This is a genomic window from Streptomyces sp. NPDC107546 (assembly GCF_055639175.1).
The window spans coordinates 174,837-199,516 of sequence record NZ_JBVKBA010000007.1 but is presented as its reverse complement, the minus strand read 5'-3'; the positions used below and the strand labels follow the sequence as shown (position 1 = coordinate 199,516).

20 protein-coding genes, 1 pseudogene and 1 riboswitch are annotated in these 24,680 nt (G+C 71.3%); of the genes and pseudogenes, 9 read left to right on the top strand and 12 right to left on the bottom strand.

Annotated features, from left to right (window positions below):
* The first annotated feature begins 12 nt into the window (after positions 1–12).
* The 4 genes from ACZ7L1_RS13075 (at position 13) to sbnA (ending at position 6,550) form a co-directional block, all read left to right on the top strand.
* Positions 13–3,279: a non-ribosomal peptide synthetase gene (locus ACZ7L1_RS13075; protein WP_471436715.1), complete on the top strand. Its 3,267-nt coding sequence runs from the start codon at positions 13–15 to the stop codon at positions 3,277–3,279.
* 139 nt (positions 3,280–3,418) lie between these two features.
* Complete coding sequence (locus tag ACZ7L1_RS13070) at positions 3,419–4,423, top strand: TauD/TfdA family dioxygenase (protein ID WP_471436713.1); 1,005 nt, start codon at positions 3,419–3,421, stop codon at positions 4,421–4,423.
* Entirely contained in the window at positions 4,420–5,487 is a 1,068-nt protein-coding gene (gene sbnB / locus ACZ7L1_RS13065; RefSeq protein WP_471436711.1) for a 2,3-diaminopropionate biosynthesis protein SbnB, read from the top strand. The genes ACZ7L1_RS13070 and sbnB overlap by 4 nt, the downstream gene beginning before the upstream one ends.
* Before the next feature lie 34 nt (positions 5,488–5,521).
* A complete protein-coding gene (gene sbnA, locus ACZ7L1_RS13060; protein WP_471436710.1) occupies positions 5,522–6,550 on the top strand; it encodes a 2,3-diaminopropionate biosynthesis protein SbnA in 1,029 nt (342 codons plus the stop codon).
* Between the two features lie 110 nt (positions 6,551–6,660).
* Here sbnA and ACZ7L1_RS13055 read toward each other — a convergent pair whose 3' ends face one another.
* The 5 genes from ACZ7L1_RS13055 to ACZ7L1_RS13035 all read right to left on the bottom strand — a co-directional run bounded on the left by ACZ7L1_RS13055 (position 6,661) and on the right by ACZ7L1_RS13035 (position 11,817).
* Positions 6,661–7,413 carry a metallophosphoesterase family protein gene (locus tag ACZ7L1_RS13055; protein ID WP_471436708.1) on the bottom strand — a complete coding sequence of 251 codons (753 nt, stop codon included), beginning with the start codon at positions 7,411–7,413 and terminating at the stop codon, positions 6,661–6,663.
* Positions 7,410–7,700 (bottom strand): BON domain-containing protein, encoded by a 291-nt coding sequence (locus ACZ7L1_RS13050; protein WP_471436707.1) that lies wholly within the window; start codon positions 7,698–7,700, stop codon positions 7,410–7,412. Before ACZ7L1_RS13050 ends, ACZ7L1_RS13055 begins: the two co-directional genes overlap by 4 nt.
* On the bottom strand, positions 7,697–8,383 hold the full coding sequence (locus ACZ7L1_RS13045; RefSeq protein ID WP_471436705.1) for a nucleotidyltransferase family protein: 687 nt from the start codon (positions 8,381–8,383) through the stop codon (positions 7,697–7,699). Before ACZ7L1_RS13045 ends, ACZ7L1_RS13050 begins: the two co-directional genes overlap by 4 nt.
* Before the next feature lie 138 nt (positions 8,384–8,521).
* On the bottom strand, positions 8,522–9,760 hold the full coding sequence (locus ACZ7L1_RS13040; protein ID WP_471436703.1) for a PP2C family protein-serine/threonine phosphatase: 1,239 nt from the start codon (positions 9,758–9,760) through the stop codon (positions 8,522–8,524).
* Positions 9,761–9,876: 116 nt separating this feature from the next.
* Positions 9,877–11,817: an ABC transporter ATP-binding protein gene (locus tag ACZ7L1_RS13035; protein WP_471436940.1), complete on the bottom strand. Its 1,941-nt coding sequence runs from the start codon at positions 11,815–11,817 to the stop codon at positions 9,877–9,879.
* A gap of 144 nt (positions 11,818–11,961) precedes the next feature.
* Here ACZ7L1_RS13035 and ACZ7L1_RS13030 point away from each other — a divergent pair, with 144 nt between their 5' ends.
* From ACZ7L1_RS13030 to ACZ7L1_RS13010, 5 genes are all read left to right on the top strand, one after another.
* Positions 11,962–12,924, top strand: coding sequence for a lysylphosphatidylglycerol synthase transmembrane domain-containing protein (locus ACZ7L1_RS13030; protein WP_471436702.1), 963 nt, complete (start codon positions 11,962–11,964; stop codon positions 12,922–12,924).
* Positions 12,925–13,100: 176 nt separating this feature from the next.
* The gene (locus ACZ7L1_RS13025; protein ID WP_471436700.1) at positions 13,101–13,865 is read left to right on the top strand and encodes a crotonase/enoyl-CoA hydratase family protein; all 765 of its coding nucleotides are present in this window, start codon (positions 13,101–13,103) and stop codon (positions 13,863–13,865) included.
* Between the two features lie 205 nt (positions 13,866–14,070).
* A complete protein-coding gene (locus ACZ7L1_RS13020) occupies positions 14,071–15,153 on the top strand; it encodes a mechanosensitive ion channel family protein (protein WP_471436698.1) in 1,083 nt (360 codons plus the stop codon).
* 50 nt (positions 15,154–15,203) lie between these two features.
* Positions 15,204–15,611 carry a DUF4186 domain-containing protein gene (locus tag ACZ7L1_RS13015; RefSeq protein ID WP_471436697.1) on the top strand — a complete coding sequence of 136 codons (408 nt, stop codon included), beginning with the start codon at positions 15,204–15,206 and terminating at the stop codon, positions 15,609–15,611.
* 103 nt (positions 15,612–15,714) lie between these two features.
* Positions 15,715–17,934: an NADP-dependent isocitrate dehydrogenase gene (locus ACZ7L1_RS13010; RefSeq protein WP_471436695.1), complete on the top strand. Its 2,220-nt coding sequence runs from the start codon at positions 15,715–15,717 to the stop codon at positions 17,932–17,934.
* Between the two features lie 97 nt (positions 17,935–18,031).
* On the opposite strand, the gene ACZ7L1_RS13005 is transcribed toward ACZ7L1_RS13010, so the two are convergent.
* The 7 genes and pseudogenes from ACZ7L1_RS13005 to ACZ7L1_RS12975 all read right to left on the bottom strand — a co-directional run bounded on the left by ACZ7L1_RS13005 (position 18,032) and on the right by ACZ7L1_RS12975 (position 24,367).
* A complete protein-coding gene (locus ACZ7L1_RS13005; RefSeq protein WP_471436693.1) occupies positions 18,032–19,408 on the bottom strand; it encodes an NtaA/DmoA family FMN-dependent monooxygenase in 1,377 nt (458 codons plus the stop codon).
* A 19-nt stretch (positions 19,409–19,427) separates the two neighbouring features.
* A complete protein-coding gene (locus ACZ7L1_RS13000; protein WP_471436691.1) occupies positions 19,428–20,639 on the bottom strand; it encodes an LLM class flavin-dependent oxidoreductase in 1,212 nt (403 codons plus the stop codon).
* Between the two features lie 110 nt (positions 20,640–20,749).
* On the bottom strand, positions 20,750–20,944 hold the full coding sequence (locus ACZ7L1_RS12995) for a putative leader peptide (protein ID WP_471436689.1): 195 nt from the start codon (positions 20,942–20,944) through the stop codon (positions 20,750–20,752).
* Positions 20,945–20,961: 17 nt separating this feature from the next.
* A pseudogene (locus tag ACZ7L1_RS12990) lies at positions 20,962–21,111 on the bottom strand (ABC transporter substrate-binding protein); the annotation flags it as partial.
* Positions 21,112–21,191: 80 nt separating this feature from the next.
* The gene (locus tag ACZ7L1_RS12985) at positions 21,192–21,977 is read right to left on the bottom strand and encodes an amino acid ABC transporter ATP-binding protein (RefSeq protein WP_471436688.1); all 786 of its coding nucleotides are present in this window, start codon (positions 21,975–21,977) and stop codon (positions 21,192–21,194) included.
* The gene (locus ACZ7L1_RS12980; RefSeq protein ID WP_471436687.1) at positions 21,974–22,957 is read right to left on the bottom strand and encodes an amino acid ABC transporter permease; all 984 of its coding nucleotides are present in this window, start codon (positions 22,955–22,957) and stop codon (positions 21,974–21,976) included. Before ACZ7L1_RS12980 ends, ACZ7L1_RS12985 begins: the two co-directional genes overlap by 4 nt.
* Positions 22,958–23,284: 327 nt before the next feature.
* Positions 23,285–23,394, bottom strand: a riboswitch (SAM riboswitch).
* Positions 23,395–23,482: 88 nt separating this feature from the next.
* On the bottom strand, positions 23,483–24,367 hold the full coding sequence (locus ACZ7L1_RS12975; RefSeq protein WP_471436685.1) for a glutathione S-transferase C-terminal domain-containing protein: 885 nt from the start codon (positions 24,365–24,367) through the stop codon (positions 23,483–23,485).
* Between the last annotated feature and the right edge of the window lie 313 nt (positions 24,368–24,680).

The following is a 24,680-nucleotide window of genomic DNA, read 5'->3' as shown; positions in this document are numbered from 1 at the left end:
GAAGACCGATCGATGGGAGCGCTCGTGGAAGCGGACCGGGAGTACTGGCGCGGCGTGCTGACCGCCGGCGGTTTCACCGCGGTACCCCGCTGGGTGCGGGAGCCGGTGGCGGGTGCGGCCGAGCAGGAGACGGTGCTGCCGGACGACATCGCCGCAGCGGTGCGCGCACTGGCGGACGTGCTGCGGGTTCCGGTGAGTTCGGTGCTGCTGGCGGCGCACGCCAAGGTGCTGGCCGCGCTGTCGGGTGAGCGCGAGGTGGTGACGGGCTACGCCGTCGGGGCTGCCGGCGGGCCGCTGCCGTGCCGTCTGACGGTCGCCCCCGGGTCGTGGCGCGAACTGGTGCTCTCCGCTCATCGCGTCGAGGCCGAGGTGCTGGCTCACCGGGAGTTCCCGGTGGACGCGCTGCGCCGGGAGCTGGGGCTCTCCGAGCCGTCGTACGAGGTGGTGTTCGACCCCACGGGCGTCGGGCACGGGCCGGCCGACGACGCGGTGCTGGGCGTCGGCTTCAGTGACCGGGGCGGGCGGCCGGTGGTGCGGGTGCGGTACCGCACGGACGTCCTGGACGCCGAGTGCGCGGCCCGGATCGGCGGCTACCACCTGACCGCGCTGCGGCTGATCGCGGCCGACCCGGACGCCGGGCACGCGCGGCAGAGCCTGCTGTCGGCGCAGGAGATGCTGTACCAGCTCGAAGGACTGGCCGGACCGCACCGGGCCCTGCCCGACATCCGGGCGCACGAGCTGTACGAGCAGCGGGTACGGGCCCACCCGCAGGCGGTGGCCGCGGTGCACGGCGACCGCCAGTGGACGTACGCGGAGCTGAACGCGCGTGCGAACCGGCTCGCACGGGCCCTTCTGGCTCGTGGACTCGGCCGGGAGGACGTCGTGGCGGTGGTCACCGAACGCGATCTCGACTGGCTGGCGTCGGTGCTGGCGGTGTTCAAGGCCGGAGGCGTCTACCTGCCGATCGAGCCGCACTTCCCGGCGGGCCGTATCGGGACGACGTTGTCGCGTGCCGGTTGCCGGCTGGTACTCACCGAGTCCGGCAGCACCCACACCCTCGACCAGGCCCTCGCCACACTGCCGGGCGTCGAGAAGCTGCTGGTCGAGACGGCGTACGCGGAGGAGCATGCCGAGGACGACCTCGGCGTGAAGGTGAGCGCCGGCCAGCTGGCGTACATCTACTTCACTTCCGGCTCCACCGGCGAGCCCAAGGGGGCGATGTGCGAGCACGCGGGCATGCTCAACCACCTCCACGCCAAGATCGAGGATCTGGGGATCGGCCAGGGGCGGGTGGTGGCGCAGACGGCCCCGCAGTGCTTCGACATCTCGCTGTGGCAGTTGCTGTCCGCGCTACTGGTCGGCGGGCGGACGCTGCTGGTCGAGCAGGACGTGGTCGTGGATGTGGAGCGGTTCGTCGACACCCTGGTCCGCGGCCGGGTCGGGGTGGTCCAGGTCGTGCCCTCCTATCTGGAGGTGGTGGTGTCGTATCTGGAGCGGCATCCCCGCGAGCTGCCGGACCTGACGTGTGTGTCGGTGACCGGTGAGGCCCTGAAACGGGAGCTGGTGCAGCGCTGGTTCGCGATCCAGCCGGGGATCAAGCTGCTCAACGCCTATGGGCTGACCGAGACCTCGGACGACACCAACCACGAGGTCCTGCACCGGGTGCCCGAACGGGTACTGCTCGGGCGCCCCGTCAGCAACGTACGCGTCTACGTCGTCGACGAGCATCTGTCGCTGGTGCCGCTGGGCGCGCCCGGGGTGATCGCGTTCTCCGGGGTGTGCGTGGGGCGGGGGTACGTCAACGACCCCGAGCGGACCGGCCAGGCGTACCTGCTGGATCCGTACCGGCCCGGCGAGCGCCTCTACCTCGGAGGTGACTGGGGGCGCTGGCATCCCGACGGCAAGCTGGAGTTCCTGGGCCGCCGGGACAACCAGGTCAAGATCCGCGGTTTCCGCATCGAGATCGGCGAGGTGGAGAACACGCTGCTGCGGGTGCCCGGGGTACGCGACGGAGCGGTGGTCACCGCGGAACTGGCCGGTGGCAGCACGCACCTGATCGCCTTCTACACCGGCCGGCGCCAGCAGACGGAGGCGCTGCGCGAGGCGCTGGGCGCCGTACTGCCCGCCTACATGGTCCCGACGGCCTTCCACTGGCAGGACAGCCTGCCGCTGACCGCCAACGGCAAGATCGACCGGAAGGCCCTGACCGCGCTCGCCGAACGGACCGAGCCGGCCGCGGACGCCGACCGGGCCGGGGAGGAGGACCGTGCCCCACGCACCCCGACCGAGCGGAAGCTGGCGGCGACCTGGGCCGAGCTGCTGGGCGTCCCCGAGCACCGGATCGGCCGCCAGGACCACTTCTTCGACTCCGGCGGCACGTCCCTGTCGGCGGTCAGGCTCACCATCGCCCTGGACCGCGCGGTGTCCCTGAAGGACATCACCCGGCACCCGGTGCTCGCCGACCTCGCCGCGCTCCTCGACGGCGCCGCCGCCCCCCAACGCCCGGAGCTGCTGCAGCCCTTGTCGCAGCCGGACGGTGTGCCGGAGTGCGCCCTGGTCTGTTTCCCGTACGCGGGCGGCAACGCGGTCAACTTCCGTCCCATGGCCGGTGCCCTGGGGGACGGCGGGCCCGCGGTGTACGCCGTCGAACTGCCCGGTCACGACCTGGCCGCCACCAGCGAACCGTTCGCACCGATCGCCGAGGTGGCCGAGCAGGTCGTCGCCGAGCTCGCCGGGCGTGGCCTGACCAGGGTCATGCTGTGGGGCCACTCCTCGGGCACCGCACTGGCACTGGAGACGGCGAGGAGACTGCGGGAGCGGGGAGTGGACGTGGCGCGGGTGTTCCTCGGTGCCCAACTGCTCGGCACCGCGGCCGAGCGGCGCGCCGCCGTCACCGAGCTGACGGGGCGGAGCAACACAGAGATCGCCGCCCGGCTGAGCGCGGACAGCGGCTACACCGAACTCGGTGAACTGAGCGCGCAGCACGCCGAGCACGTCGGCGCCGCCTACCGGCACGACTGCATCGGCGCGCACCACTACTTCACCGACGCTCTGGAAGCCCCGCCCGCCGTGCGGCTGTCCGCGCCGGTCACCGTGGTCGTCGCCGCCGACGACCCGAACACGGCGGACTACCGCGACCGGTACCGCGACTGGCAGCTGCTGGCCGAGCGTGTGGAACTGCGGGAACTGCCCGACGGCGGCCACTACTTCCCGCGCACCCGCCCGGACGCGGCGGCAGGCGCCGTTCTGAGTGCGATCGAACTGCTGTCGTCCTCATGAGCCCTGTCTCTCCGTCAGTCCCTACCTGCCCGTCAGCCCCTACCTCCCCGTCAGCCCCTACCTCCCCGTCAGTCCCTGCCTCCCCGTCAGCCCCTGCCTCCCCGGCCTTCGTGCGGGGCAACCGAAAGGAAGAACAGAGATGTCGTCATCGTCCCTGGCCTCACTGCCCGAAGTGGCACTGCAGCCGGGCAAACCGCCGATCCTGTGCGTCGAGACCCCCGGTGACGCGGTGAGCTGGGCGGCCGAGAACCGGGAAGCGCTGCGCACGCGGGTCGCCGAGCACGGCGCACTGCTCGTCCGCGGCCTGGGGCTGAAGGAGACGGAACGCGTCGGCGCCGTGTTCACCGCGCTGGCCGGGGAACTGATGACGGAGCGGGAGGCCTTCGCGCCCCGGCAGACCCACGGCCCCCGGCTGTACTCCTCCGCGACCTGGCCGGCCAACCAGCCGATGTGCATGCACCACGAGCTGAGCTACACCCTCCAGTGCCCCGGCCTGATGCTGTTCGCGTGCCTGACCGCGCCCGCTCAGGGTGGGGCGACCGCGGTGGCCGACGCCGAAGAGGTACTGCGGGCACTGCCCGCCGAGATCAGCGAGCGGTTCGAGCGTGAGGGCTGGCTGCTCACCCGCAGCTACAACGACGAGATCGGGGCGTCCCTGACGGAGTCGTTCGGCACCGAGGACCGGACCGCCATCGAGCGTTACTGCCGCGAGAACGCCATCGACACCGACTGGCTGCCCGACGGCTCGCTGCGCACCCGGCAGCGGCGCGCCGCCGTGGTGCGGCACCCGGTCACCGGGCGGCGCTGCTGGTTCAACCAGATCGCCTTCCTCAACGAATGGACGCTCGCGCCGGAGGTGCGCGAGTACCTGGTGGACGAGTACGGGGAGGACGGGCTGCCGTTCAACACCCGCTTCGGCGACGGCAGTCCCATCGGAGAGGACGTCGTCGACCTGCTCAACACCATCTACGAGCAGCACACGCGTCGGGAGCCCTGGCAGGCGGGCGACGTGATGCTGGTCGACAACATCCGCACCGCACACAGCAGGGAGGCCTACACCGGGGACCGTCAGGTGCTGGTCGCCATGGCCGAGCCGCGCCGCCTGGCCGACTGCTGCCCGAGCCCGGAGGTGACCCGGCGATGACCGTTCTGTCGTCCCCCGCCGCCCAGCCCACGCCCGACCACACGGCAGCGCCCACCTTCGCGGTGATCCCCGGCGCGCAGGTGCGGCAGGCACTCGACGGGCGCGAACAGCAGATCGTGGACCTGGTCGAGGCCACCTACCGGCTGCACGGCGCCGGGGACTCGGTCAATCCCCCGTCGTACTTCCTGCGCTTCCCCGACCGTCCGTCCTCCCGGATCATCGCGCTGCCGGCCTCCATCGGCGGACCGAACCGTGTGGACGGCATGAAGTGGATCTCCAGCTTCCCGGCCAACGTCTCCTCCGGACTGCCCCGGGCCTCCGCGGTGCTCATCCTCAACGACCACGAGACCGGCTACCCGTTCGCCTGCCTGGAGAGTTCCATCATCAGCGCCACCAGGACCGCGGCGTCCGCGGCGCTGGCGGCCGACCGGCTCAGCCGCGGCCGGTCCCGCCCGAGGCGGGTCGGCTTCTTCGGCACCGGCCTGATCGCCCGCTACATCCACACCTTCCTGGCGGGCACCGGCTGGGCCTTCGACACGATCGGCCTGTACGACCTGTCCGCCGACAGCGCGGCCGGCTTCCGCGGTTACCTGGAGCAGGCGGACGCGACCGGCGAGGTCACGTTCCACGACAGCGCCGAGGCGCTGATCCGCTCCAGCGACCTGGTCGTCTTCGCCACCGTCGCCGGTAAGCCCCACGTCACCGACCCGGCCTGGTTCTCGCACCACCCCCTGGTGCTGCACGTGTCCCTGCGCGACCTCGCCCCCGAGGTCCTGCTCGCGTCCGCCAACGTCGTCGATGACGTCGAGCACTGTCTGAAAGCCGACACCTCACCCCATCTGACCGAGCAGCTCACGGGCGGCCGCGACTTCCTGGACGGCACCCTCGACGACGTCATGACCGGACGGGTGACCCTGCCGGACGACCGGACGGTGATCTTCTCGCCGTTCGGACTCGGCGTCCTCGACCTCGCCGTCGGCAAGTACGTCTACGACGAAGTGGCGCGCTCGGGACACCTCCACCTCATCGACCACTTCTTCCACGATCTGCGCCGCTACGGCTGAAGGCACCCCTCAGCCCTGGCATCAGGAGGCCACCGTGCCTGTCATCTCCGCTCCCCATGCCTTCAACGAGAGCCAGCTGTACGTCGACCTGCGGTCGATCTTCGGCCGCCCCCTCTATCTGAAGTGCGAGGGCTTCAACTTCGCCGGTTCGATCAAGTTGAAGGCCGCGACCGAGATGGTCGAAGCCGCCGAGAGGGACGGTCTCCTGACGCCGGATTCGATACTGGTCGAGTCCTCGTCGGGGAACCTGGGCGTGGCGCTCAGCATGATCGCCGCGAGCAAGGGCTACCGGTTTCTGTGTGTGACGGACTCCCGCTGCAACCTGTCGACCAGGCTGCTGATGGAGGCCCTGGGCAGCAAGGTGCACATCATCTCCGACCTGGACGCCAACGGCGGGTTCCTCGGCGCGCGGATCGAGTACGTCCGCGCGCTGTGCGACACCGACGACCGGTACGTGTGGCTCAGCCAGTACACCAACCCGGGCAACTGGCGCGCGCACTACCGCAAGACGGCTCCGGAGATCGCGTCCCAGTTCCCGCGCCTTGACGTGCTGTTCGTCGGGGCGGGCACCACCGGGACGCTGATGGGCTGCGCGCGCTACTTCCGCCAGTGGCACCGCCCGGTGCACATCGTCGCGGTGGACGCGGTGGGATCGGTGGCCTTCGGCGGTGAACCGGGCCGCCGGATGATCCCCGGCCTCGGCATGAGCATGCGCCCGCCGCTGCTCGACGAGTCGTACGTCGACGAGGTGATCCGGGTCGAGGAGGCGGACACCATCCGTGCCTGCCACCGGCTGGCCCGGCGCGGGTTCCTGTTCGGCGGCTCCACCGGGACGGTGGTCAGCGGCGCCCTGGACTGGCTGTCCCGGCACGACACCCGGGACCTCACCGCGGTCGCCATCGCTCCGGACCTCGGCGAGCGCTATCTCGACACCATCTACCAGGCCAACTGGCTGCACGATCTGTATGGGGAACACATACTCGACTCCGAGGAGATGGCGACCGATTCCCACAAGAGACCGGAGACCGTGACGCGGACGACGGCCCGCCGGCCGAAGGCGTAGCACGGCACGTCGGTGGCGCCCGACGCCCCGGCGGGACTGCCGGCGCCACTGCCGGTCCGGGGGTGTCGCGCAGCCCCCGGACGGCAGGCAGAGAGGCCCCGGGCCGGTGCTCAGCCGGCGGCGCCGGCGCCTACCGGTTCCCGCGTCCGCAGGTGGTAGACGCGGAAGGCACGCCCGATGACCGGCTGGGCGACATTGCGCACCTTGACGCCGCCGGTGGTCATGCCGTGTTCCGTGCCGGCGTGCGCGTGTCCGTGGACCGCGAGGTCCGCGCCGGCCGTGTCGATCGCCTCGGCCAGCAGATAGGTCCCGAGGAACGGATAGATCTCCAGGGGTTCGCCGGCCAGTGTCTCCGGCACGGGCGAATAGTGGGTGAGGGCGATCCGGGCGTCGCAGCCCTGCCCGTCCAGCTCCTCCAGCGCCTTGCGCAGGGCGTCGGCCGAGCGGCGCGAGGTCCGCACGAACTCCTTCATCAGCGGCTCACCGAACTCCCCGGCGCTGCGGCCGACGAATCCGCCGCAGAACCCCTTGGTGCCGGCCACGCCGACGCGCGAGCCCCCGGCCTCCACGACGGCTCCCTCTCCCTCGAGGACCCACGCCCCGGCCTCCCGGAGGATGGCGGTGACCTCGTCCGGACGCTCGTCGTGGTGGTCGTGGTTGCCGAGCACGGCCACGACGGGGACGGCGAGGTCCTGGATCTCCCCGGCCACCACGCGGGCCTCCTCCGGCGTCCCGTGGCGGGTGAGGTCCCCGGCCAGCAGCAGCAGGTCTGCGCACTCGGGCAGGGACTCGAACGCCGGCCGCAGCACTCCCCGGCTGTCGGCCCCCATGTGGATGTCCCCGACGGCTGCCACGCGGATCATGTGAGCTCCTCCGCATGGTCGGGGGACGAGGTGTCCGCGACGACGATGTCGTAGTGGACCGGGATGCCGGCCAGTTCCTCGCGGACCATGCCGAGGATTTCGTCACGGCACTGGGCGGAGGCGACCGTGCCGGTCAGCAGCACCGCCTCGCCGCGCACCTCGACCCGGACCCCCAGCTCACCGGGGTGCCCCCCGGCCAGGTGCTCCAGGAGGTGGGCGACGCGGTACTCCGTGTTCAGAGCGGGTGCGGCACCGGGTGGTGCCTGCTCTGAGCCGTGCTGGGTCATGGTGCCTCCTTGCGCGGGGCGATGACGTTCAGGCGTTCGAGGAGGAAGAAGAAGGCGGCGGGCATGGGTTCGTCGCCACAGTCCTGCCGCACCCGCTCCCAGTCGACCTTCTCGCGCAGCGCGCGGGCGACGGGCAGCACCGCGCCGAAGTCGCAGTGGTGCTCGGAGAAGGCGGCGATCAGACTCCACAGCAGGTCCGTGGGAGAGAGCACGGGCATGCGCACCGAGGCGACGGAGAGCTCCTGCGCACGGGAGAGCATGTCCGTGGTGACGGGCCGGTGCGCCAACTCGAAGATGACGTCGATGTCCTGGTCGAAGCACTTGGCCTTGAGCAGCCAGTCCTCCGGCGGACGGTAGACGGTCAGACCGGCTTCGCTCAGCGTGTCCGCCACCGCTTCGGCGTCCTCGGGCCGCACGCAGAAGTCGGCGTCGTGCTGCAGGTTCTGGCTGCCGCCGTGGGCGTAGACGGCCACGCTTCCGGCCAGCGCGAAAGTGTGCCCCTTGCTCTTGAGCACGGCGCCGACCCGTTTGGTCGCCTCGAGGATCGCCTGGTGACGGTCGTGCGGCAGTTGCTGCCGCTCGCCCGGCTCCGCGCCGGACCGTTCGGAATTCGTCGTCGCCGGACGCAGTTCGCGCACCTCCGATCGCCGGGCAGGGGTCGCGTGATCCCCGTGCTGTGTCATGGCCACTCCATTGCCGTCCCGGGCAGTGCCCGGTGCCGTCGCTCCCGGGCAGCCCTTCCGTGCCCGTCTGAGTACCCGGTCCTCACTTCTCGACACAGGGCCCTCGGCGCCGCATCCGCCAGGTTCTGGGCCGGAGGGTCACAGCCGGACGACGACCAGGGCGATGTCGTCGCGGGCCCCGCCGGCCACGCCCAGCCGGGCCAGCAGGGCGTCGGCGAGGCGTTCCGGACTGAGGGAGCACTGGCGGCACAGGACGTCCTTCAGGCGGTTCAGGCCCGCTTCTATGCTCTGGTCGCGGCGTTCGATCAGTCCGTCGGTGTAGAGGACGAGCGTGTCGCCGGGGAGGTAGGTCTGGCCGGCCTGCGGCCGGGGCACATGCTGGGGCCGGGCGCCCAGCGGTGGGTCGGTGGCCCGGTCCAGCAACTCGCAGGAGCCGTCCTGATGGACCAGGACCGGAGGCGGGTGACCCGCGCTGCTGTAGATGAGCAGCTGGCTGCGGGGCTCGACCATCACCTTGACGGCGGTGGTGTTGAGCGCGCCCTCGACGGAGCGGGCGTACAGGCCCAGCACCTCCAGGGCCTGGGCGGGCCGCTCCAGGGCACGGGTGGCCGCGCTGAGCGCGCTGCGGAGCATGCCCATGACCGCGGCGGCCTCCAGGCCGTGGCCGACGACATCGCCGACGGCCACCGCGAAGCGGTCGTCGGGCAGGTCGACCAGGTCGTACCAGTCGCCGCACACGTTCAGCGATCCGGTGGCGGGCAGGTAGCGCACGGCGACGTTCTCGTGGTGGGCGAGGTCGGGGGCCTGGAGCATGGCCTCCTGCAGGGTGAGGGCCACCACGCGCTCCCGCCGGTGCGCCTGGCGCAGCTCCTCGTTCAGCCGCTGCAGCTCGCGCGCCCGTGCGTACAGCTCGGCCTCCAGCGCCTCGCGCTCGGTGAGCTTGTCCGACATCCCCCAGTGACGCGCACCGTGGGTCTGGACGTACGCGGTCACGTCCTCCACCCGGTGGATGATCGAGCCGACGCTGCCGTCCGACCGGAGGATCGGCGTGTTGATCGGGGACCACCACCGCTCCTCGAAGACCCCGGGGCGGCCCATGATGGGGATGTCGTACTTCTGCAGCGCCATGGTGTCGGACTGCCTGGTGATCAGGACCCGGTGCAGCGAGGCGTTCAGGTTCCGCACCCCGTCGGCGTCGGGGTCGTCCGGGTTGTCGGGGAAGGCGTCGAAGACGTGCCGTCCGATCAGGTCCTCGCGGGTCCGCCTGGTCGCGTCCAGGTACGCCTGGTTGACCTCCACGATGACCAGGTCGGTTCCCAGCACCAGGTAGGGGCTCGGTGTGGCGGCGAACAGGGCCGCGTAGTCGATGTCCGGCATCGTCACCGTCTCCCTTCCCGCCCCTCCCCTGGTGGCCGCCCCTTCACGCTACGGTCACGGCGGGCCGGATGCCCACCGCGACGGCTCCCGGCACCGCCCCTGGAACCCCGCCGGTCCTAGGCCACGGCTTCCGCCGCGGTTTCCGGCCGGGTCTGCGCCGCTGTCTCCGTCCGCGTCCCGGTCCGCGGCTCCATCGGCGGGACCGCCCTCTCGAACTGGGTCCGGTACAGCTCGGTGTACCGGCCGCCCGCCGCGAGGAGCTGCTCGTGCGTGCCCCGCTCCACGATCCGCCCGGACTCGACCACGAGGATCAGGTCGGCGGCCCGCACGGTGGACAGGCGGTGGGCGATGACGACGGCGGTACGGCCCTGAAGGGCCTCCGTCAGGGCCTCCTGGACGGCCGCCTCGGAGGTGTTGTCCAGGTGGGCGGTGGCCTCGTCGAGGATGACGACACGCTGCCGGGCCAGCAGCAGGCGCGCGATGGTCAGACGCTGGCGCTCGCCGCCGGAGAGGCGGTAGCCACGCTCGCCGACGACGGTGTCGAGCCCGTCGGGCAGGGAGCGTACGAGGTCCTCGAGGCGGGCCCGGCACAGCACGTCCCACAGCTCATCCTCCGTGGCCTCGGGGCGGGCCAGCACCAGGTTGGCGCGGACCGTGTCGTGGAACAGGTGCCCGTCCTGTGTGACCATGCCGAGGGTCGCGCGCAGCGACGCGGCGCCGAGGTCGCGGACGTCCACGCCGCCGACGCGGACGGCGCCCTCGTCCACGTCGTAGAGCCGGGGCAGCAGGGCGGCGATGGTCGACTTGCCGGCGCCGGAGGAGCCGACGAGGGCGACGGTCTGGCCGGGTTCGGCGCGGAAGGAGATCCCGTGCAGGACGTCGGCGCCGCCCCGCGTGTCCAGGGTCGCCACCTCCTCCAGGGAGGCGAGGGAGACCTTGTCGGCCGCCGGGTAGGCGAAGCGGACACCCTCGAACTCCACCGCCACCGGTCCGTCCGGGACCTTCCGGGCGTCCGGCCGGTCCTCGATGAGCGGCTCGAGGTCCAGCACCTCGAAGACGCGCTCGAAGCTGACGAGGGCGCTCATGACCTCGACGCGCGCCCCGGCGAGAGAGGTGAGCGGCGCGTACAGCCTGGTGAGGAGCAGGGCGAGGGAGACGACCGCCCCCGCCTGAAGCGAACCGCGCAGGGCGAACCAGCCGCCGAGGCCGTAGACGAGCGCGAGCGCCAGGGCCGAGACGAGGGTGAGTGCGGTGATGAACGCGGACTGCGCCATCGCCGTACGCACCCCGATGTCCCGCACCCGTCGGGCCCGCGCCGCGAACTCGGCGGACTCCTCCGCGGGCCGCCCGAAGAGCTTCACCAGCGTCGCGCCCGGCGCGGAGAACCGCTCGGTCATCCGGGTGCCCATGGCCGCGTTCAGACCCGCGGCCTCCCGCTGCAACCGGGCCATGCGGCGGCCCGTCCGCCGGGCCGGGACCACGAAGACCGGCAGCAGCACCAGCGCGAGCAGGGTTATCTGCCAGGACAGGGTCAGCATCACGGCGAGCGTGAGCAGCAGCGTGACCACGTTGCCGACGACCCCGGACAGCGTGTTGCTGAAGGCCCGCTGGGCGCCGATGACGTCGTTGTTGAGACGACTGACGAGCGCCCCCGTACGAGTACGTGTGAAGAACGCGACCGGCATGCGCTGCACATGATCGAACACAGCCGTCCGCAGATCGAGGATGAGACCCTCGCCGAGCGTGGCCGAGAGCCAGCGGCCGAGGATCCCGAGCGCCGCCTCGGCGAGCGCGATGAGGGCGATGAGTGTCGACAGCCGCACGACCGTGCCGCGGTCGCCGTGCGACACGATCGCGTCGACGACGCGGCCGGCGAGCACGGGCGTGGCGACGGCGAGCAGTGCGGTCAGCACACTCACCACGACGAAATGCGCGATGCGGCGCCGGTGCGGGCGGGCGAAGGCGCCGATGCGGCGCAGTGTGGCGCGGGCGAGGGGGCGGTGCTCCGCTTGCGCGGTCATGACGCTGTGCAGCTGCTGCCAGGCGGTGGTCTCCATGCTCATGGGAATGACGGTAGAACCTCGAGCTTCGTTGAGGTCAATGAGCGGCACGCGGGCTCTCCCGTGCCTTGCCCGGCGTGTCAGCCGCTGTCCTCGCGCACGCAACCTCGCGTTGGTGCGGTGCGGAGACCCTCTGCCGGTGTGACTGTCCTGCGTCTCCCCCAGGGACTCCCCAGACGTGTTCCGGTCCGCCAGGTGCTCTGCCTGCTCCCGCTCGTCCTTGTGACGGTGGTCGCGGTGCGGCACCGCTCGGTGCTGGCGGAGGGCTTCGGCCATCTTCGGGCAGCCGAGTGGCCGTGGCTGGTGGCCGCCGCCGGCGCCACCTCTCTCACCTGGGTCGCGGCCGCCCTCACCCGGCAGGGCGCGGTGGTGCAGCGGCTGCCTCTGCGCCGGCTGCTCGCCACCCAGTTCGCGGCGGGCGCCGCCAACCACCTGCTGCCCACGGGTCTCGGCGCCGGCGCGGTCAACCTGCGGTTCATGACGGTGTGCGGGGTGCCGCTCGCCCGCTCCTCGGCGGCGCTCGCGCTGTACCTGCTCGCCGAGTCCGTCACCCGGGTCGGCCTGCTGCTGGTGCTGCTGGTCGCCTTCCCGGACGCCCTCCACCTCGGCGGTCTGGTACCCGCCTCGGCGACCGGGCCGCTCCTGCTCGCGGCGGCCGGGGTGGTGTGCGGGGCGGTGGCGGTGCTGCTGCTGGTGCGGAGGGTACGGACGGCGGTGTGGTCCTTCCTGCGTACCGCGCTCTGCGAGGCCCGCTCGGTGCACACCCGTCCCGCCCGGGCTCTCGCCCTGTGGGGTGGCTCGCTGGCCTTTCCCACCCTGCAGGCGGCCGGGCTCGCCGCGGTGGGGCGGGCGCTGTCGCTCCCGGTGGCGCCCGTGCACATGGTGGTGGCATATCTGGCGGCGACGGTCGCGGTCGCCGTGGTGCCCACCCCGGGCGGCATCGGTTCGGTGGAGGCGGCCCTGGTCGTGGCCCTGGTCGCGGCGGGCGGTCCGGTGGCCGTGGCGACGGCGGTGGTTCTGGCGTACCGCATCATCACGGTGTGGCTGCCGCTGCTGCCGGGGGCGCTGACCCTGGGGGCGCTGGTGCGGCTGAGGGTGATCTGACCGGGGGACATCGGCCGAGCCCGGGTGCTGGCCGAAGGGCGTCGGCCGTTCTCGTGTGATCTGACCGGGGACGGCGGCCCAACTCTGCTGATCTGACCGAGGGACGCCGGCCGTACCCGGGAGTAACCTCGGGAGCCTCTCCCGTCCTCCCAGGAGCCGTCCGAAAGGGGCAGTCGATGCCGGTCCGCGTCGAACGTCAGGGACACGTCTTCACGGTCGTCCTCTCCCGCCCCGAGGCCCGCAACGCGGTCGACGGACCGACGGCCACCGAACTGGCCGCCGCGTTCCGCAAGTTCGAGGCGGACGAGGTGGCGCGGGTGGCGGTGCTGTGGGGCGAGGGCGGGACGTTCTGCGCGGGCGCCGATCTCAAGGCGGTCGGCACCGGGCGCGGCAACCGGGTCACCGAGGACGGTGACGGTCCGATGGGCCCGACCCGGCTGCGGCTGTCCAAGCCGGTGATCGCGGCGGTCGCGGGGCACGCCGTGGCCGGAGGTCTCGAACTGGCGCTCTGGTGCGACCTGCGGGTGGCCGAGGAGGACGCGGTGTTCGGGGTGTTCTGCCGCCGCTGGGGCGTGCCGCTCATCGACGGCGGGACGGTCCGGCTGCCGCGGCTGATCGGCACCAGCCGGGCGATGGACATGATCCTCACCGGCCGTCCGGTCCCGGCCCGGGAGGCGCAGGAGATGGGCCTCGCCAACCGGGTCGTACCGACGGGGCGTGCCCGCGCCGAGGCGGAGGAGCTCGCCGCCGCGATCGCCCGTTTCCCCCAGGCCTGCCTGCGCGGCGACCGGGCCTCGGTGCTCGACCAGGAAGGGCTGGACGAGCGGGCGGCCCTGCGTGCCGAACTCCGGCACGGCGTGGACGTACTGGCCCAGGGCCTTCAGGGCGCGGCGCGGTTCGCGGCCGGGGCGGGGCGGCACGGATCGTTCTCGGACATGTGACACCGCGCGCACGTCGCGAGGCCAATGGCCGCTTCCCGACGTCCCGGTGAGGGGACGTCACCGTGATGCGGCAGGATGAATCCTCACTCCGGACAGTGAACATCTGTCCGGACACGATCGTGCAATCCGTGATTCGAGCAGGTGGCAAGGTGACGATTCAGCACTTCCGGCCCGGGGGCCTTTCCTTTCGTGCGGGAGGTGACCGGTGAACCGCGCCGTGACGCTGGACGACCTCATCATCGGCGGGATCGCCCTGGCCGCGGGCTTCCTGACGGCGTTCCTGTCGCGCACGCTGCTGCGCTGGCTGGCCAAGCATGCCAAGCGCACCCGCTGGAGCGGTGACGATGTGATCGTGGACGCGCTGCGCACGGTGGTGCCGTGGGCGGCGATCGCGGGCGGCGCGGCGGCCGCGGCCGCGGTACTGCCGCTGACGCGGACGGTCCAGCATCACGTGAACCAGACCCTGACCGTGCTGCTCATCTTCGTGGTCACCCTCTCCGCCGCGCGGGTGGTCGCGGGCCTGGTGCGGACGGTCACGCAGTCCCGTTCCGGAGTCGCGGGATCCGCCACGATCTTCGTCAACATCACGCGGATCCTGGTCCTGGCCATCGGCTTCCTTGTGGTGCTGCAGACCCTGGGCATCTCCATCGCGCCGCTGCTCACCGCCCTGGGTGTCGGCGGTCTGGCGGTCGCACTGGCCCTGCAGGACACCCTCGCCAACCTGTTCGCGGGCGTCCACATCCTCGCCTCCAAGACCGTCCAGCCCGGCGACTACATCCGGCTGAGCAGCGGCGAGGAGGGTTATGTGGTGGACATCAACTGGCGGCAGACGACCGTGCGCCAGCTCTCGAACAACCTGGTCGTGATCCCCAACGGTCAGCTCGCCAAGACGAACATGACCAACTACACCCGTCCCGAGCAGCGGCTGACCGTGCTCGTCCAGGTCGGCGTCGCCTACGACAGTGATCTGGAGCACGTCGAGAAGGTCACCACCGAGGTCGTCGCCGAGGTGATGACGGAGATCACCGGAGCGGTCCCGGACCATGAGCCTGCCGTCCGCTTCCACACCTTCGGCGACTCCCGGATCGGCTTCACGGTGATCCTGGGCGTCGGCGAGTTCAGCGACCAGTACCGGATCAAGCACGAGTTCATCAAGCGCCTGCACCAGCGGTACCGGGCCGAGGGCATCCGCATTCCGGCGCCGACGCGGACGGTGGCGCTCCAGCAGGGCTCGGCCGTCATCCCTCCGCAGCGCAGCGGCGAGGACAGGGTGTCGGAGGCCGGTTAGGCCCGGCCGGGCCGGAGTCGGGGAAGCCGCGGCTCTATGCTCGAAAGAGCATGATGTCCTCGCCAGACCCCGACACCCCGACTCCGGCTTCGACGGCCCGCTCGCTCGACCAGAAGCTGGACGCCGTCGCGCGCCATCCGTTCCGCGCGAAGTTCCACCTGCGCGGGCGCGACCTGGCCACCGCCCGACTCAAGGGCCCCTCCACGATCCGGTGGCACGCCTACGACCTCGTCGCGGGGCGTCTGGCGCCGGCCGAACCGTACAAGGACGGCAAGCAGACCCCCTACCGGGGCCACCCGGTCTTCGTCGCCCAGCACGCGACCGCGACCTGCTGCCGCACCTGCCTTCAGCGCTGGCACGGGATCCCCAAGGGGCGGGAACTGAGCCGCGCGGAGCACGCCTATGTGGTGGACGTGATCTGCCGGTGGATCGAACGCGAGGTGGCGGGGGCCTCCTGATCGGACACCGGGGGCGTCCGTGGCGCAGGCCACTGTCGAGCGGGGGCCGCGCACGAGATATCTTGATGTCGAGCAATGTTGCAGACGTGGAGCGGAGCACCCGGTGACTGACTCGACCATCATCTACACGCACACTGACGAGGCCCCGGCCCTGGCGACGTATTCCTTCCTGCCGGTGGTCAAGGCCTACGCCGGGAAGGCGGGTGTCGCCGTCGAGACCCGCGACATCTCGCTGGCCGGGCGCATCCTCGCGGTCTTCCCGGAGTACCTGACCGAGGACCAGCGGATCGGCGACCACCTCGCGGAGCTGGGCGAGCTGGCCAAGACCCCCGCGGCCAACATCATCAAGCTGCCGAACATCTCGGCGTCCGTACCCCAGCTGAAGGCGGCCATCGCCGAGCTGCAGGGGAAGGGCTACGCGCTGCCGGAGTACCCGGACGAGCCGAAGACCGACGAGGAGCGGGAGATCCGCGCCCGTTACGACAAGGTCAAGGGCTCCGCCGTGAACCCGGTCCTGCGCGAGGGCAACTCCGACCGCCGGGCCCCCGCCTCGGTCAAGAACTACGCCAAGACCCACCCGCACCGCATGGGCGCCTGGACCTCCGAGTCCAAGACGAACGTGGCGACGATGGGCGTGGACGACTTCCGCTCCACGGAGAAGTCCGTGGTGATCTCCGAGCCCGGTTCGCTGCGCATCGAGCTGAAGGGCGACGACGGCTCGACCACCGTGCTGCGCGAGTCCGTGCCGGTCCTCGAGGGCGAGGTCGTCGACGCCTCCGTGATGCGCGTCGGCGCCCTGCGCGAGTTCCTCACGGCGCAGGTCGCCAAGGCCAAGGAGGAGGGCGTCCTGTTCTCCGTTCACCTGAAGGCCACGATGATGAAGGTCTCCGACCCGATCATCTTCGGTCACGTGGTGCGCGCCTTCTTCCCGAAGACGTTCGCGAAGTACGGCGAGACGTTCGCCGCGGCCGGTCTGACCCCGAACGACGGTCTGGGCGGCATCTTCAAGGGCCTCCAGGCCCTGCCGAACGGCGAGGAGATCAAGGCCTCCTTCGACGCCGAGCTCGCCGAGGGCCCGGACCTGGCCATGGTCGACTCCGACAAGGGCATCACCAACCTGCACGTCCCGTCCGACGTGATCGTCGACGCCTCCATGCCGGCCATGATCCGCACCTCCGGCCACATGTGGGGCCCGGACGGCCAGGAGCACGACACCCTCGCGGTGCTGCCGGACTCCAGCTACGCGGGCGTCTACCAGGCCGTCATCGAGGACTGCCGTGCCAACGGCGCCTACGACCCGGCCACCATGGGCTCGGTTCCGAACGTCGGCCTCATGGCGCAGAAGGCCGAGGAGTACGGCAGCCACGACAAGACCTTCGAGATCCCGGCCACGGGCACGGTCCGCCTGGTCGACGGCAACGGCGACGTGGTCATCGAGCAGACCGTCTCCGCCGGTGACATCTTCCGCGCCTGCCAGACCAAGGACGCCCCGATCAAGGACTGGGTCAAGCTGGCCGTCACCCGCGCCCGCGCCACCGGCGACCCGGCCGTCTTCTGGCTGGACGAGACCCGCGCCCACGACGCGAACCTGATCGCCAAGGTCGAGCAGTACCTGCCCGAGCACGACACCGAGGGCCTGGACATCCGGATCCTGTCCCCCGTGGAGGCGACCAAGCTGTCGGTGGAGCGCATCCGCCGCGGCGAGAACACCATCTCCGTCACCGGCAACGTGCTGCGCGACTACCTGACCGACCTGTTCCCGATCCTGGAGCTGGGCACCAGCGCCAAGATGCTGTCGGTCGTCCCGCTGATGGCGGGCGGCGGCCTGTTCGAGACGGGCGCCGGCGGCTCCGCCCCGAAGCACGTCCAGCAGCTGGTCAAGGAGAACTACCTGCGCTGGGACTCCCTCGGTGAGTTCTTCGCCCTGGTGCCGTCCTTCGAGCAGTACGCGAAGGTCACGGGCAACGCCCGTGCCCAGGTGCTGGCCGACACCCTCGACCGCGCCACGGCGACCTTCCTCAACGAGGACAAGTCCCCGACCCGTCGCGTCGGCGGCATCGACAACCGCGGCAGCCACTTCTACCTGTCCCTGTACTGGGCGCAGGAGCTGGCCAGGCAGACCGACGACGCCGAGCTGGCCAAGGCCTTCCAGCCGCTCGCCGAGACGCTCGCCGCCAATGAGCAGAAGATCGTCGAGGAGCTGATCGCCGTCCAGGGCAAGCCGGCCGACATCGGCGGCTACTACCAGCCCGACCCGGCGAAGGCCGCCGAGGTCATGCGCCCGTCGGCGACCTGGAACGAGGCACTGGCGTCGCTCGCGTAGGACGGCAGCCCTGTCCGCGTGACGACCGCCCCGACCGGATCCGATCCGGCCGGGGCGGTCGCGCGTGGTGGACGGAGTGACCCGCGGGGCGGCACGCTTACGACGCCGCCCGCTCCCTGGGCGCCCCGGTGTCGGGGTGGGCGAGCCCCAGGTGGTCGCGCAGGGTCGTGCCCTCGTAGTCGGTGCGGAAGACTCCCTGCTCCTGCAGGAGCGGGACGACCTTGTCGGCGAACGGATCCAGGCCGCCCGGGGTGATGTGCGGGACCAGGATGAAGCCGTCGGAGGCATCGGCCTGCACGAACTCGTTGATGGTCTTCGCGACCGTGGACGGGGAGCCGACGAAGGTCTGCCGGTTTCCGGTGTGGATGACGAGGTCGCGGATGGACCAGTTGTTGGCGGCGGCGAGCTCCCGCCACTCGCGGGCGGTGGCCAGCGGGTCGCGGTACATGCGCACCTGCGCACGGCCGCGGGAGATGTGCTCCTCGCTCACGTTCGGGTCGATGTCGGGCAGCGGGCCGTCCGGATCGTACGCCGACAGGTCCCGGTTCCAGACGAACTCCAGGTGCTTGATCGCCGTCGCACCGCTGACCTGTTGCCGGCGCACCTCGCGGGCCAGATCCTCGGCCTCCGCGTCCGTGTCGCCGAGGACGAAGGTCGCGGCGGGCAGGATGAGCAACTGGTCGTGTCCGCGACCGTACTTGGCAAGACGGCCCTTGACGTCCGCGTAGAAGGCCTGGCCCGCCTCCAGGGTGGCGTGCCGGCTGAAGATGGCGTCGGCGCTGGACGCGGCGAACTCGCGGCCCTCCTCGGAGTCGCCCGCCTGGAAGACGACCGGGCGGCCCTGCGGGCTGCGCGGGACGTTGAACCGGCCGTGGATGTCGAAGTGCTCTCCCTGGTGGACGAAGGCGCCGGCCTTGGCGTCCCGCAGGAAGGTGCCGGTGGCCCGGTCGGCGAGGATCTCGTCGCCGTGCCAGGAGTCGAAGAGTTCGTTCGCGGTGGCCAGGAACTCCTTGGCCCGGGAGTAGCGGTCCTCCTGTGGCAGGAAGCCGCCGCGGCGGAAGTTCTCGCCGGTGAAGGCGTCCCAGGAGGTGACGACGTTCCACGCCGAGCGTCCGCCGGAGAGATGGTCGAGGCTGGCGAACTGGCGGGCCACCTCATAGGGCTCGTTGAACGTGGAGTTGATGGTGCCGGTCAGGCCGAGCCGGTCGGTGACGGCGGCCAGGGCGGCGAGCACGGTGAAGGTGTCGGGGCGGCCCACGACGTCCAGGTCGTAGATCTTCCCGCCCTGTTCGCGCAGGCGCAGGCCTTCGGCGAGGAACAGGAAGTCGAACTTGGCCCGCTCGGCGGTGCGCGCGAAGTGGACGAAGGAGCTGAACTCGATGTGGCTGCCGGCCTCCGGGTCGCTCCACACGGTGGTGTTGTTGACGCCCGGGAAGTGGGCGGCCAGATGGATCTGCTTCAGCGGCTTGCTCATGGTCTGCGGTCCCTCCGGCTCAGGCGGTGACGGCTGCGGAGTAGCGGTTGGCGGGGCGGGCGAGCCCGAGCAGTCCGCGCAGGGTGTCGGACTCGTAGGCGCGGCGGAAGGCGTCACGGCGCTGGAGCTCGGGGACCAGGCCCCGGGTGATGGCCGGGAGGTCATGGCCGACGACCGCGGGGCGCAGCCGGAAGCCGGTCAGCCCTCCGGACCGCAACTCCTCCAGCAGATCGGCGAGTTGAGCGGGGGTGCCGGTGAAGACGCGGGCGTCGCTGGTGTACTCGTGTCCGGCGAGATCGTCCAGGCGCTGCTTGCGGGCCGCGGCCCTGGCCGGGTCGTCGTCCAGGAAGACCACGAGGTCGCCGAAGACGTGCAACGGCTCCTCGGCACGGCCCGCCGTCTCCTGCTCGGCGCGGATCTCGGCGACGATCGCCCGGGCCTGGTCGGCGTCGTACGGGGTGACGTAGCCGACGTCCGCCTGGCGGGCCACCAGCCGGTAGGGGACGGTCTGGTGGGCGAGAGCGGTGACGATCGGCTGGCCCTGCGGCGGTCGGGGCGTGATGGACGGTCCCTTGACGCTGAAGAATCTGCCCTCGAAGTCGATGTAGTGCAGCTTGTCCCGGTCGATGAAGCGGCCGGTGGCGACGTCCCGGATCTCGGCGTCGTCCTCCCAGCTGTCCCACAGGCGCCGGACGACCTCGACGTAGTCGGCGGTCTCGTCGAACAGGTCGGTCACGACGCCCTGGGCGCCGGGGCTGTCGTAGGCGTCGATCCTCGGGATCGTGCGGCGGCCGAAGTGCGCGGCCTCGTTCGGACGCGCGGTGATCTGTACGCGCAGGCCCGCACGGCCCGTGCTGACGTAGTCCAGAGTGGCGATCGCCTTGGAGATATGGAACGGCTCCGTGTGGGTGGCCACCACGGTCGGCACCAGCCCTATGTGCCGGGTCAGTGGCGCGACACGGGAGGCGATGAGCACGGCGTCCAGGCGTCCGCGGACCTGGTCGGTGCGCTCGTCCGGGTCGAGGAAGTGGGAGGACTGGGGTCCGAGCCCGTCCTCGATGGTCACGAAGTCGAGCAGACCGCCTTCGGCCTCGGTGATCAGGTCGGTCCAGTATCCGGCCGTGAACAGGTCCCGGGGCCGGGCCACGGGCTCGCGCCAGGAGGCGGGATGCCAGCCGGTGCCGTCCAGGGCGACGGCAAGGTGCAAGGGGGAAGGGGAAGTCGAGGACACGAGTGGGTGCCTTCCTGAAGTCCGTACGAGATGGCCGGCCGACGCGAGCGCGCGCGGCGGAGGGCGGGCGCGGCTAGATGGGGGGTACCCCGGCCGAGGGCTGGGGACGGTCAGGAGCAACAGAGCGCGCCGGCCACGCGCAGCAGATCGATGTGGGCCCGGGAGTGCAGAAGCGGACGGCGGGACGGGTTCAGGACGCGAGCGTGCACGGTACGGGTCACGTCCTGCACCTCCGTCCGTACGGCCGTCGTGGCGCGCAGCTCGTCGTCGACGACAACAGCCCCGCTCCGCCGTCTGTTCCGCACTCCGGGAATCCCTTCGGTCAGGAGTTGTCGAGCGGCAGCCCGGGCGGGTTGACCTCGGACTTGGCGACGGCCTCGTTGGAGAGGTTCCAGGCGGCGAGCCACCTGGCGTACTGGCCGTTCTTGATCAGGTGGTTGACGGCGTCGGCCAGCGGCTTCGCGAGCCCATTGAGGCCGGTGAGCGGTGGAGGTGTGGGCGTGGGCGTGGGCGTGGGGGGAGGCTGTGGGGAGGAACGCGGAACCGGCGGGTTCAGAGCACCTTGCTCAGGAAGTCCCGGGTCCGCTCGTGCTTGGGGTTGTCCAGGACATCGGCGGGCGGCCCCTGTTCGACGATCCGGCCGTCGTCCATGAAGATCACCCGGTCGGCGCATTCGCGGGCGAAGCCGATCTCATGGGTGACGATGACCAGCGTCGTGCCGCCGCCGGCCAGGTCCTTGATCACGGCCAGCACCTCGCCGACGAGCTCGGGGTCGAGGGCGGAGGTGGGTTCGTCGAAGAGGATGACGCCGGGCCGCAGGGCGAGCGCGCGGGCGATGGCGACGCGCTGCTGCTGGCCGCCGGACAGCTGCCGCGGGTAGGCGCCGGTCCTGTCGGCGAGTCCGACCCGGCCGAGCAGGTCGAGGGCGAGGTCCCGGGCCTCCTGCTTGGTCAGCTTGCCGGTCGCCACCGGCGCCGCTGTCACGTTCTCCAGCACGGTCAGGTGCGGGAAGAGGTTGAAGTTCTGGAAGACGAACCCGATGCGGCTGCGCTGGCCCAGGATGACCCGCTCGCTCAGCTCCTTGAGATGGGCTCCGTGCCGGCGCACGCCGATGGGTTCGCCGCCGACGCTGACATAGCCGCGGTCGGGCTTCTCCAGGTGGTTGATCACCCGCAGCAGGGTGGACTTGCCGGAGCCGGACGGGCCGAGGATCACGGTCACCTCGCCCGGCCGCACGGTCAACTCCACGCCTTGCAACACCTGGTGGGCGCCGAACGCCTTGTGCACGTCGTGCACCTGGATGGCGGCGGGGCGGGTCTGAAGCGTGTCGGTGGTCATACGGCGGCCTCCCTGCGCGCACGGGCCCGCAGCTCGGCGAGACCGGTGCGGAGCTTCTGCAACGGGGTCGGCAGCAGTGCGCGGGTGGCACCGCGGGCGTAGTACCGCTCGACGTAGAACTGGACGACGGACACGAGGCTCGTCAGGATCAGGTACCAGACGGTGACGACCAGCAGCAGCGGCACGATGTCGCCGGGGTAGGTGCTGCCCATGGTCTGCGCGGAGCCGAACAGGTCGAGCAGCGACACATAGAACACCAGTGAGGTGCTCTTGATCAGGCCGATCAGCTGGTTGACGTAGTTCGGGGTGATGGACCTGAGGGCCTGCGGAAAAACGATCCGCCTGAACTGGTGGCCCTTCGGCAGGCCGAGCGCGGCGGCCGCCTCGTGCTGGCCCTGGTCGACCGAGAGGATGCCGCCACGGACCACCTCCGCCGCGTACGCCGCCTCGTTCAGGCTCAGTCCGACGACGGCGACGACCATGTCGGTGGCGAGCTTGGACTCGTCGAAGCTGAAGAAGGCCGGGCCGAAGGGCACGCCGACGCTCAGCGTCTTGTACAGGGCGCTGAAGTTGTAGAGGAAGATCAGCACCACGATCAGCGGTATGGAGCGCAGCGCCCACACGTACGTCCAGCTGACCGCGCGCAGGACCGGGCTCTTCGAGAGCCGGGCCAGTGCGAGCACGATTCCGCCGAGCAGGCCCAACACAGCACTGAGCGCGGTGACTTCGAGCGTGATGAGCAGCCCGTCGAGGAGGGTGGGACGCAGGAACCAGTAGGCGAAGCGGTTCCACTGGTAGAACGGGTTGGACACCAGGCCGTGGACGAACTGGGCCACGAGGACCAGCACGATCGCCGTGGCGATCCAGCGGCCCGGCCGCCGCAGGGGCAGTACCCGCTGGATCGCGGGGGGCTTGACCGCGGTGTATTCGTCGGGCGGCGCCGGGGCGAGGGACACGGCAGCTCCGGGGGGTTCACTCATGACAGGCTCCAGCGGAGTCGGACGCCCCGGGCGGCTCGCCACGGCACCGCCCGGCGGCGCGGGCCGCGGCGTGACGAGGCTGGTGAAGCGTGAGTGCACCGGGGGTGGGACGGAACGAGGGCACACCGCGGCGGCGGTGCGCGTCAGGGATTCAGAAGGCCGTCAGCCGCGACAGCGGGCAGAGCCCGGGGTGGTACACAGCGCGCTGTTGACGCGGAGCAGGTCGACGGAACGGTTGGCGCACAGCAGGACGCAGCCACGCAGCCGCACTGCGGCTGTCCTGGAGGCTGCGTACATCACTGTCTCCGTCGTTTTCCGGCCCGGGGGGCCACGCGCTTACCGAAACGTCATCCGGTCGGGTCGTCACCTGGGGCACCCCACCGCGGTGCGAGGGTTGCCGGTCAGCCAGCCAGGGCTTGTCGCTGACGCTCATGACCTTTGTGGCCGTAAGTCAATACAGGCGCCGCAAGCGATGTCAACGTCCGTCCACCAGGTGATACTTACCCAGCGGCGCCGTTCTCCCTCTCAACTCGTCCCGCTGCACGCGCCGTTGGGGACGTGCGAGGCCCAGTCCAGGATCTGCACCGCGGCGCCCGCGGCTTCCAGTCCCCGACAGTGCGCGTGATGCCGCCGGGCGATACCGGCGTGGTCGAGGTGCGGACCGAAGGCCGGGTGGGCGGCCAGTCGGCGGGCGTACGCCCACAGGTGCGGGTGGTCGGCGATGCGGTGCACCGCGGCGGCGTCCAGGTGCCAGCGGTGCACGGTGTCGAGCTGCACCAGACTGACCCACAACTCCACGTCCGCTGCGGTGAGCCGGTCACCGAGCAGGTACTCCTGACGGGCGAGCCGTCCCTCCAGTGACCGCAGGGTGCACAACAGCGAGGTGAGCGCGGCCTCCCGTTCCTCCGTGTCGGCGTCGACGCGTCCGGCGCGCTGGGCGGCCGCGTCGATGCCCTGCTCGCACAGCCGCTGGACGCCCTCGATCTCGGCGTTCGCCCCCTGCGGATACAGCGCGGGGCGGTCCGTGCCGAAGTGCCGCGCCAGGTCGCGCATGATGTCCGGGGCGTGGGTGCTGACGATCCGGCCCGACCAGTCGTCGCTGAGCACCGGTGCCAGGGCGGCTCCGGGGTAGCGGTGGGCACTGGCCTCGTACAGCGGACGCAGCGCGGAGTACTCGCCGCCGGGTCCGTCGGGCACCGCGGGCAGCAGCGTGACGGGACAGACGTCGTCGAGGCCGAGCAGGCTGTGCGTGATGGCTATCCGCAGACAGTGCGGACACGCCAGGGACAGGTGGAGACGGTAGCGGCGCGGCACGGCGTAGTGGCCGCTGCGCGCGTCGCAGCCGATCCGGCCACGGAAGGCGGGGACCGGCTGTGCGGACGGGAGTGCGGTCAGGGCATGGGCGGACATGTCTCTCCCGGGGTTCTGGGACGCGAGGGTGCGGGGGCGGTGGCCCGCGGGCAGGCGGCGCTCCCCGGCGCGGGATGGCGGGGGCGCGGGATGGCGGGGGCGCGGGGTGGCGCGGCGTGGCTCCGCCGGTCTCAGCGCCGGCGGCTGCTCGCGCTGCAGACGCGCAGCAGATCGATGTGACGGCGGGAGGTCAGCAGGAGGGACTGCCGGCGCGTGCGACGAACACGGCTGATGACCGGCCTCAGGCGCCCCATGTTTCCCTACCTGTCCACTAGGAAATCTCCTTGGAGTGTCGATCCGGCCGCGGCCCGCG

Bases quoted from the DNA above. Each gene is read 5' to 3' on its own strand.
- ACZ7L1_RS13015 (WP_471436697.1), top strand. From the start codon at position 15,204: ATGATGTCCTCGCCAGACCCCGACACCCCGACTCCGGCTTCGACGGCC.
- ACZ7L1_RS13040 (WP_471436703.1), bottom strand. From the start codon at position 9,760: ATGCCGGACATCGACTACGCGGCCCTGTTCGCCGCCACACCGAGCCCC.
- ACZ7L1_RS13055 (WP_471436708.1), bottom strand. From the start codon at position 7,413: ATGATCCGCGTGGCAGCCGTCGGGGACATCCACATGGGGGCCGACAGC.
- ACZ7L1_RS12975 (WP_471436685.1), bottom strand. From the start codon at position 24,367: ATGTCCGCCCATGCCCTGACCGCACTCCCGTCCGCACAGCCGGTCCCC.
- ACZ7L1_RS13035 (WP_471436940.1), bottom strand. From the start codon at position 11,817: ATGGAGACCACCGCCTGGCAGCAGCTGCACAGCGTCATGACCGCGCAA.
- ACZ7L1_RS13045 (WP_471436705.1), bottom strand. From the start codon at position 8,383: ATGACACAGCACGGGGATCACGCGACCCCTGCCCGGCGATCGGAGGTG.
- ACZ7L1_RS13070 (WP_471436713.1), top strand. From the start codon at position 3,419: ATGTCGTCATCGTCCCTGGCCTCACTGCCCGAAGTGGCACTGCAGCCG.
- ACZ7L1_RS13005 (WP_471436693.1), bottom strand. From the start codon at position 19,408: ATGAGCAAGCCGCTGAAGCAGATCCATCTGGCCGCCCACTTCCCGGGC.
- ACZ7L1_RS13025 (WP_471436700.1), top strand. From the start codon at position 13,101: ATGCCGGTCCGCGTCGAACGTCAGGGACACGTCTTCACGGTCGTCCTC.
- ACZ7L1_RS13075 (WP_471436715.1), top strand. From the start codon at position 13: ATGGGAGCGCTCGTGGAAGCGGACCGGGAGTACTGGCGCGGCGTGCTG.
- ACZ7L1_RS12980 (WP_471436687.1), bottom strand. From the start codon at position 22,957: ATGAGTGAACCCCCCGGAGCTGCCGTGTCCCTCGCCCCGGCGCCGCCC.
- ACZ7L1_RS12985 (WP_471436688.1), bottom strand. From the start codon at position 21,977: ATGACCACCGACACGCTTCAGACCCGCCCCGCCGCCATCCAGGTGCAC.
- sbnB (WP_471436711.1), top strand. From the start codon at position 4,420: ATGACCGTTCTGTCGTCCCCCGCCGCCCAGCCCACGCCCGACCACACG.
- ACZ7L1_RS13050 (WP_471436707.1), bottom strand. From the start codon at position 7,700: ATGACCCAGCACGGCTCAGAGCAGGCACCACCCGGTGCCGCACCCGCT.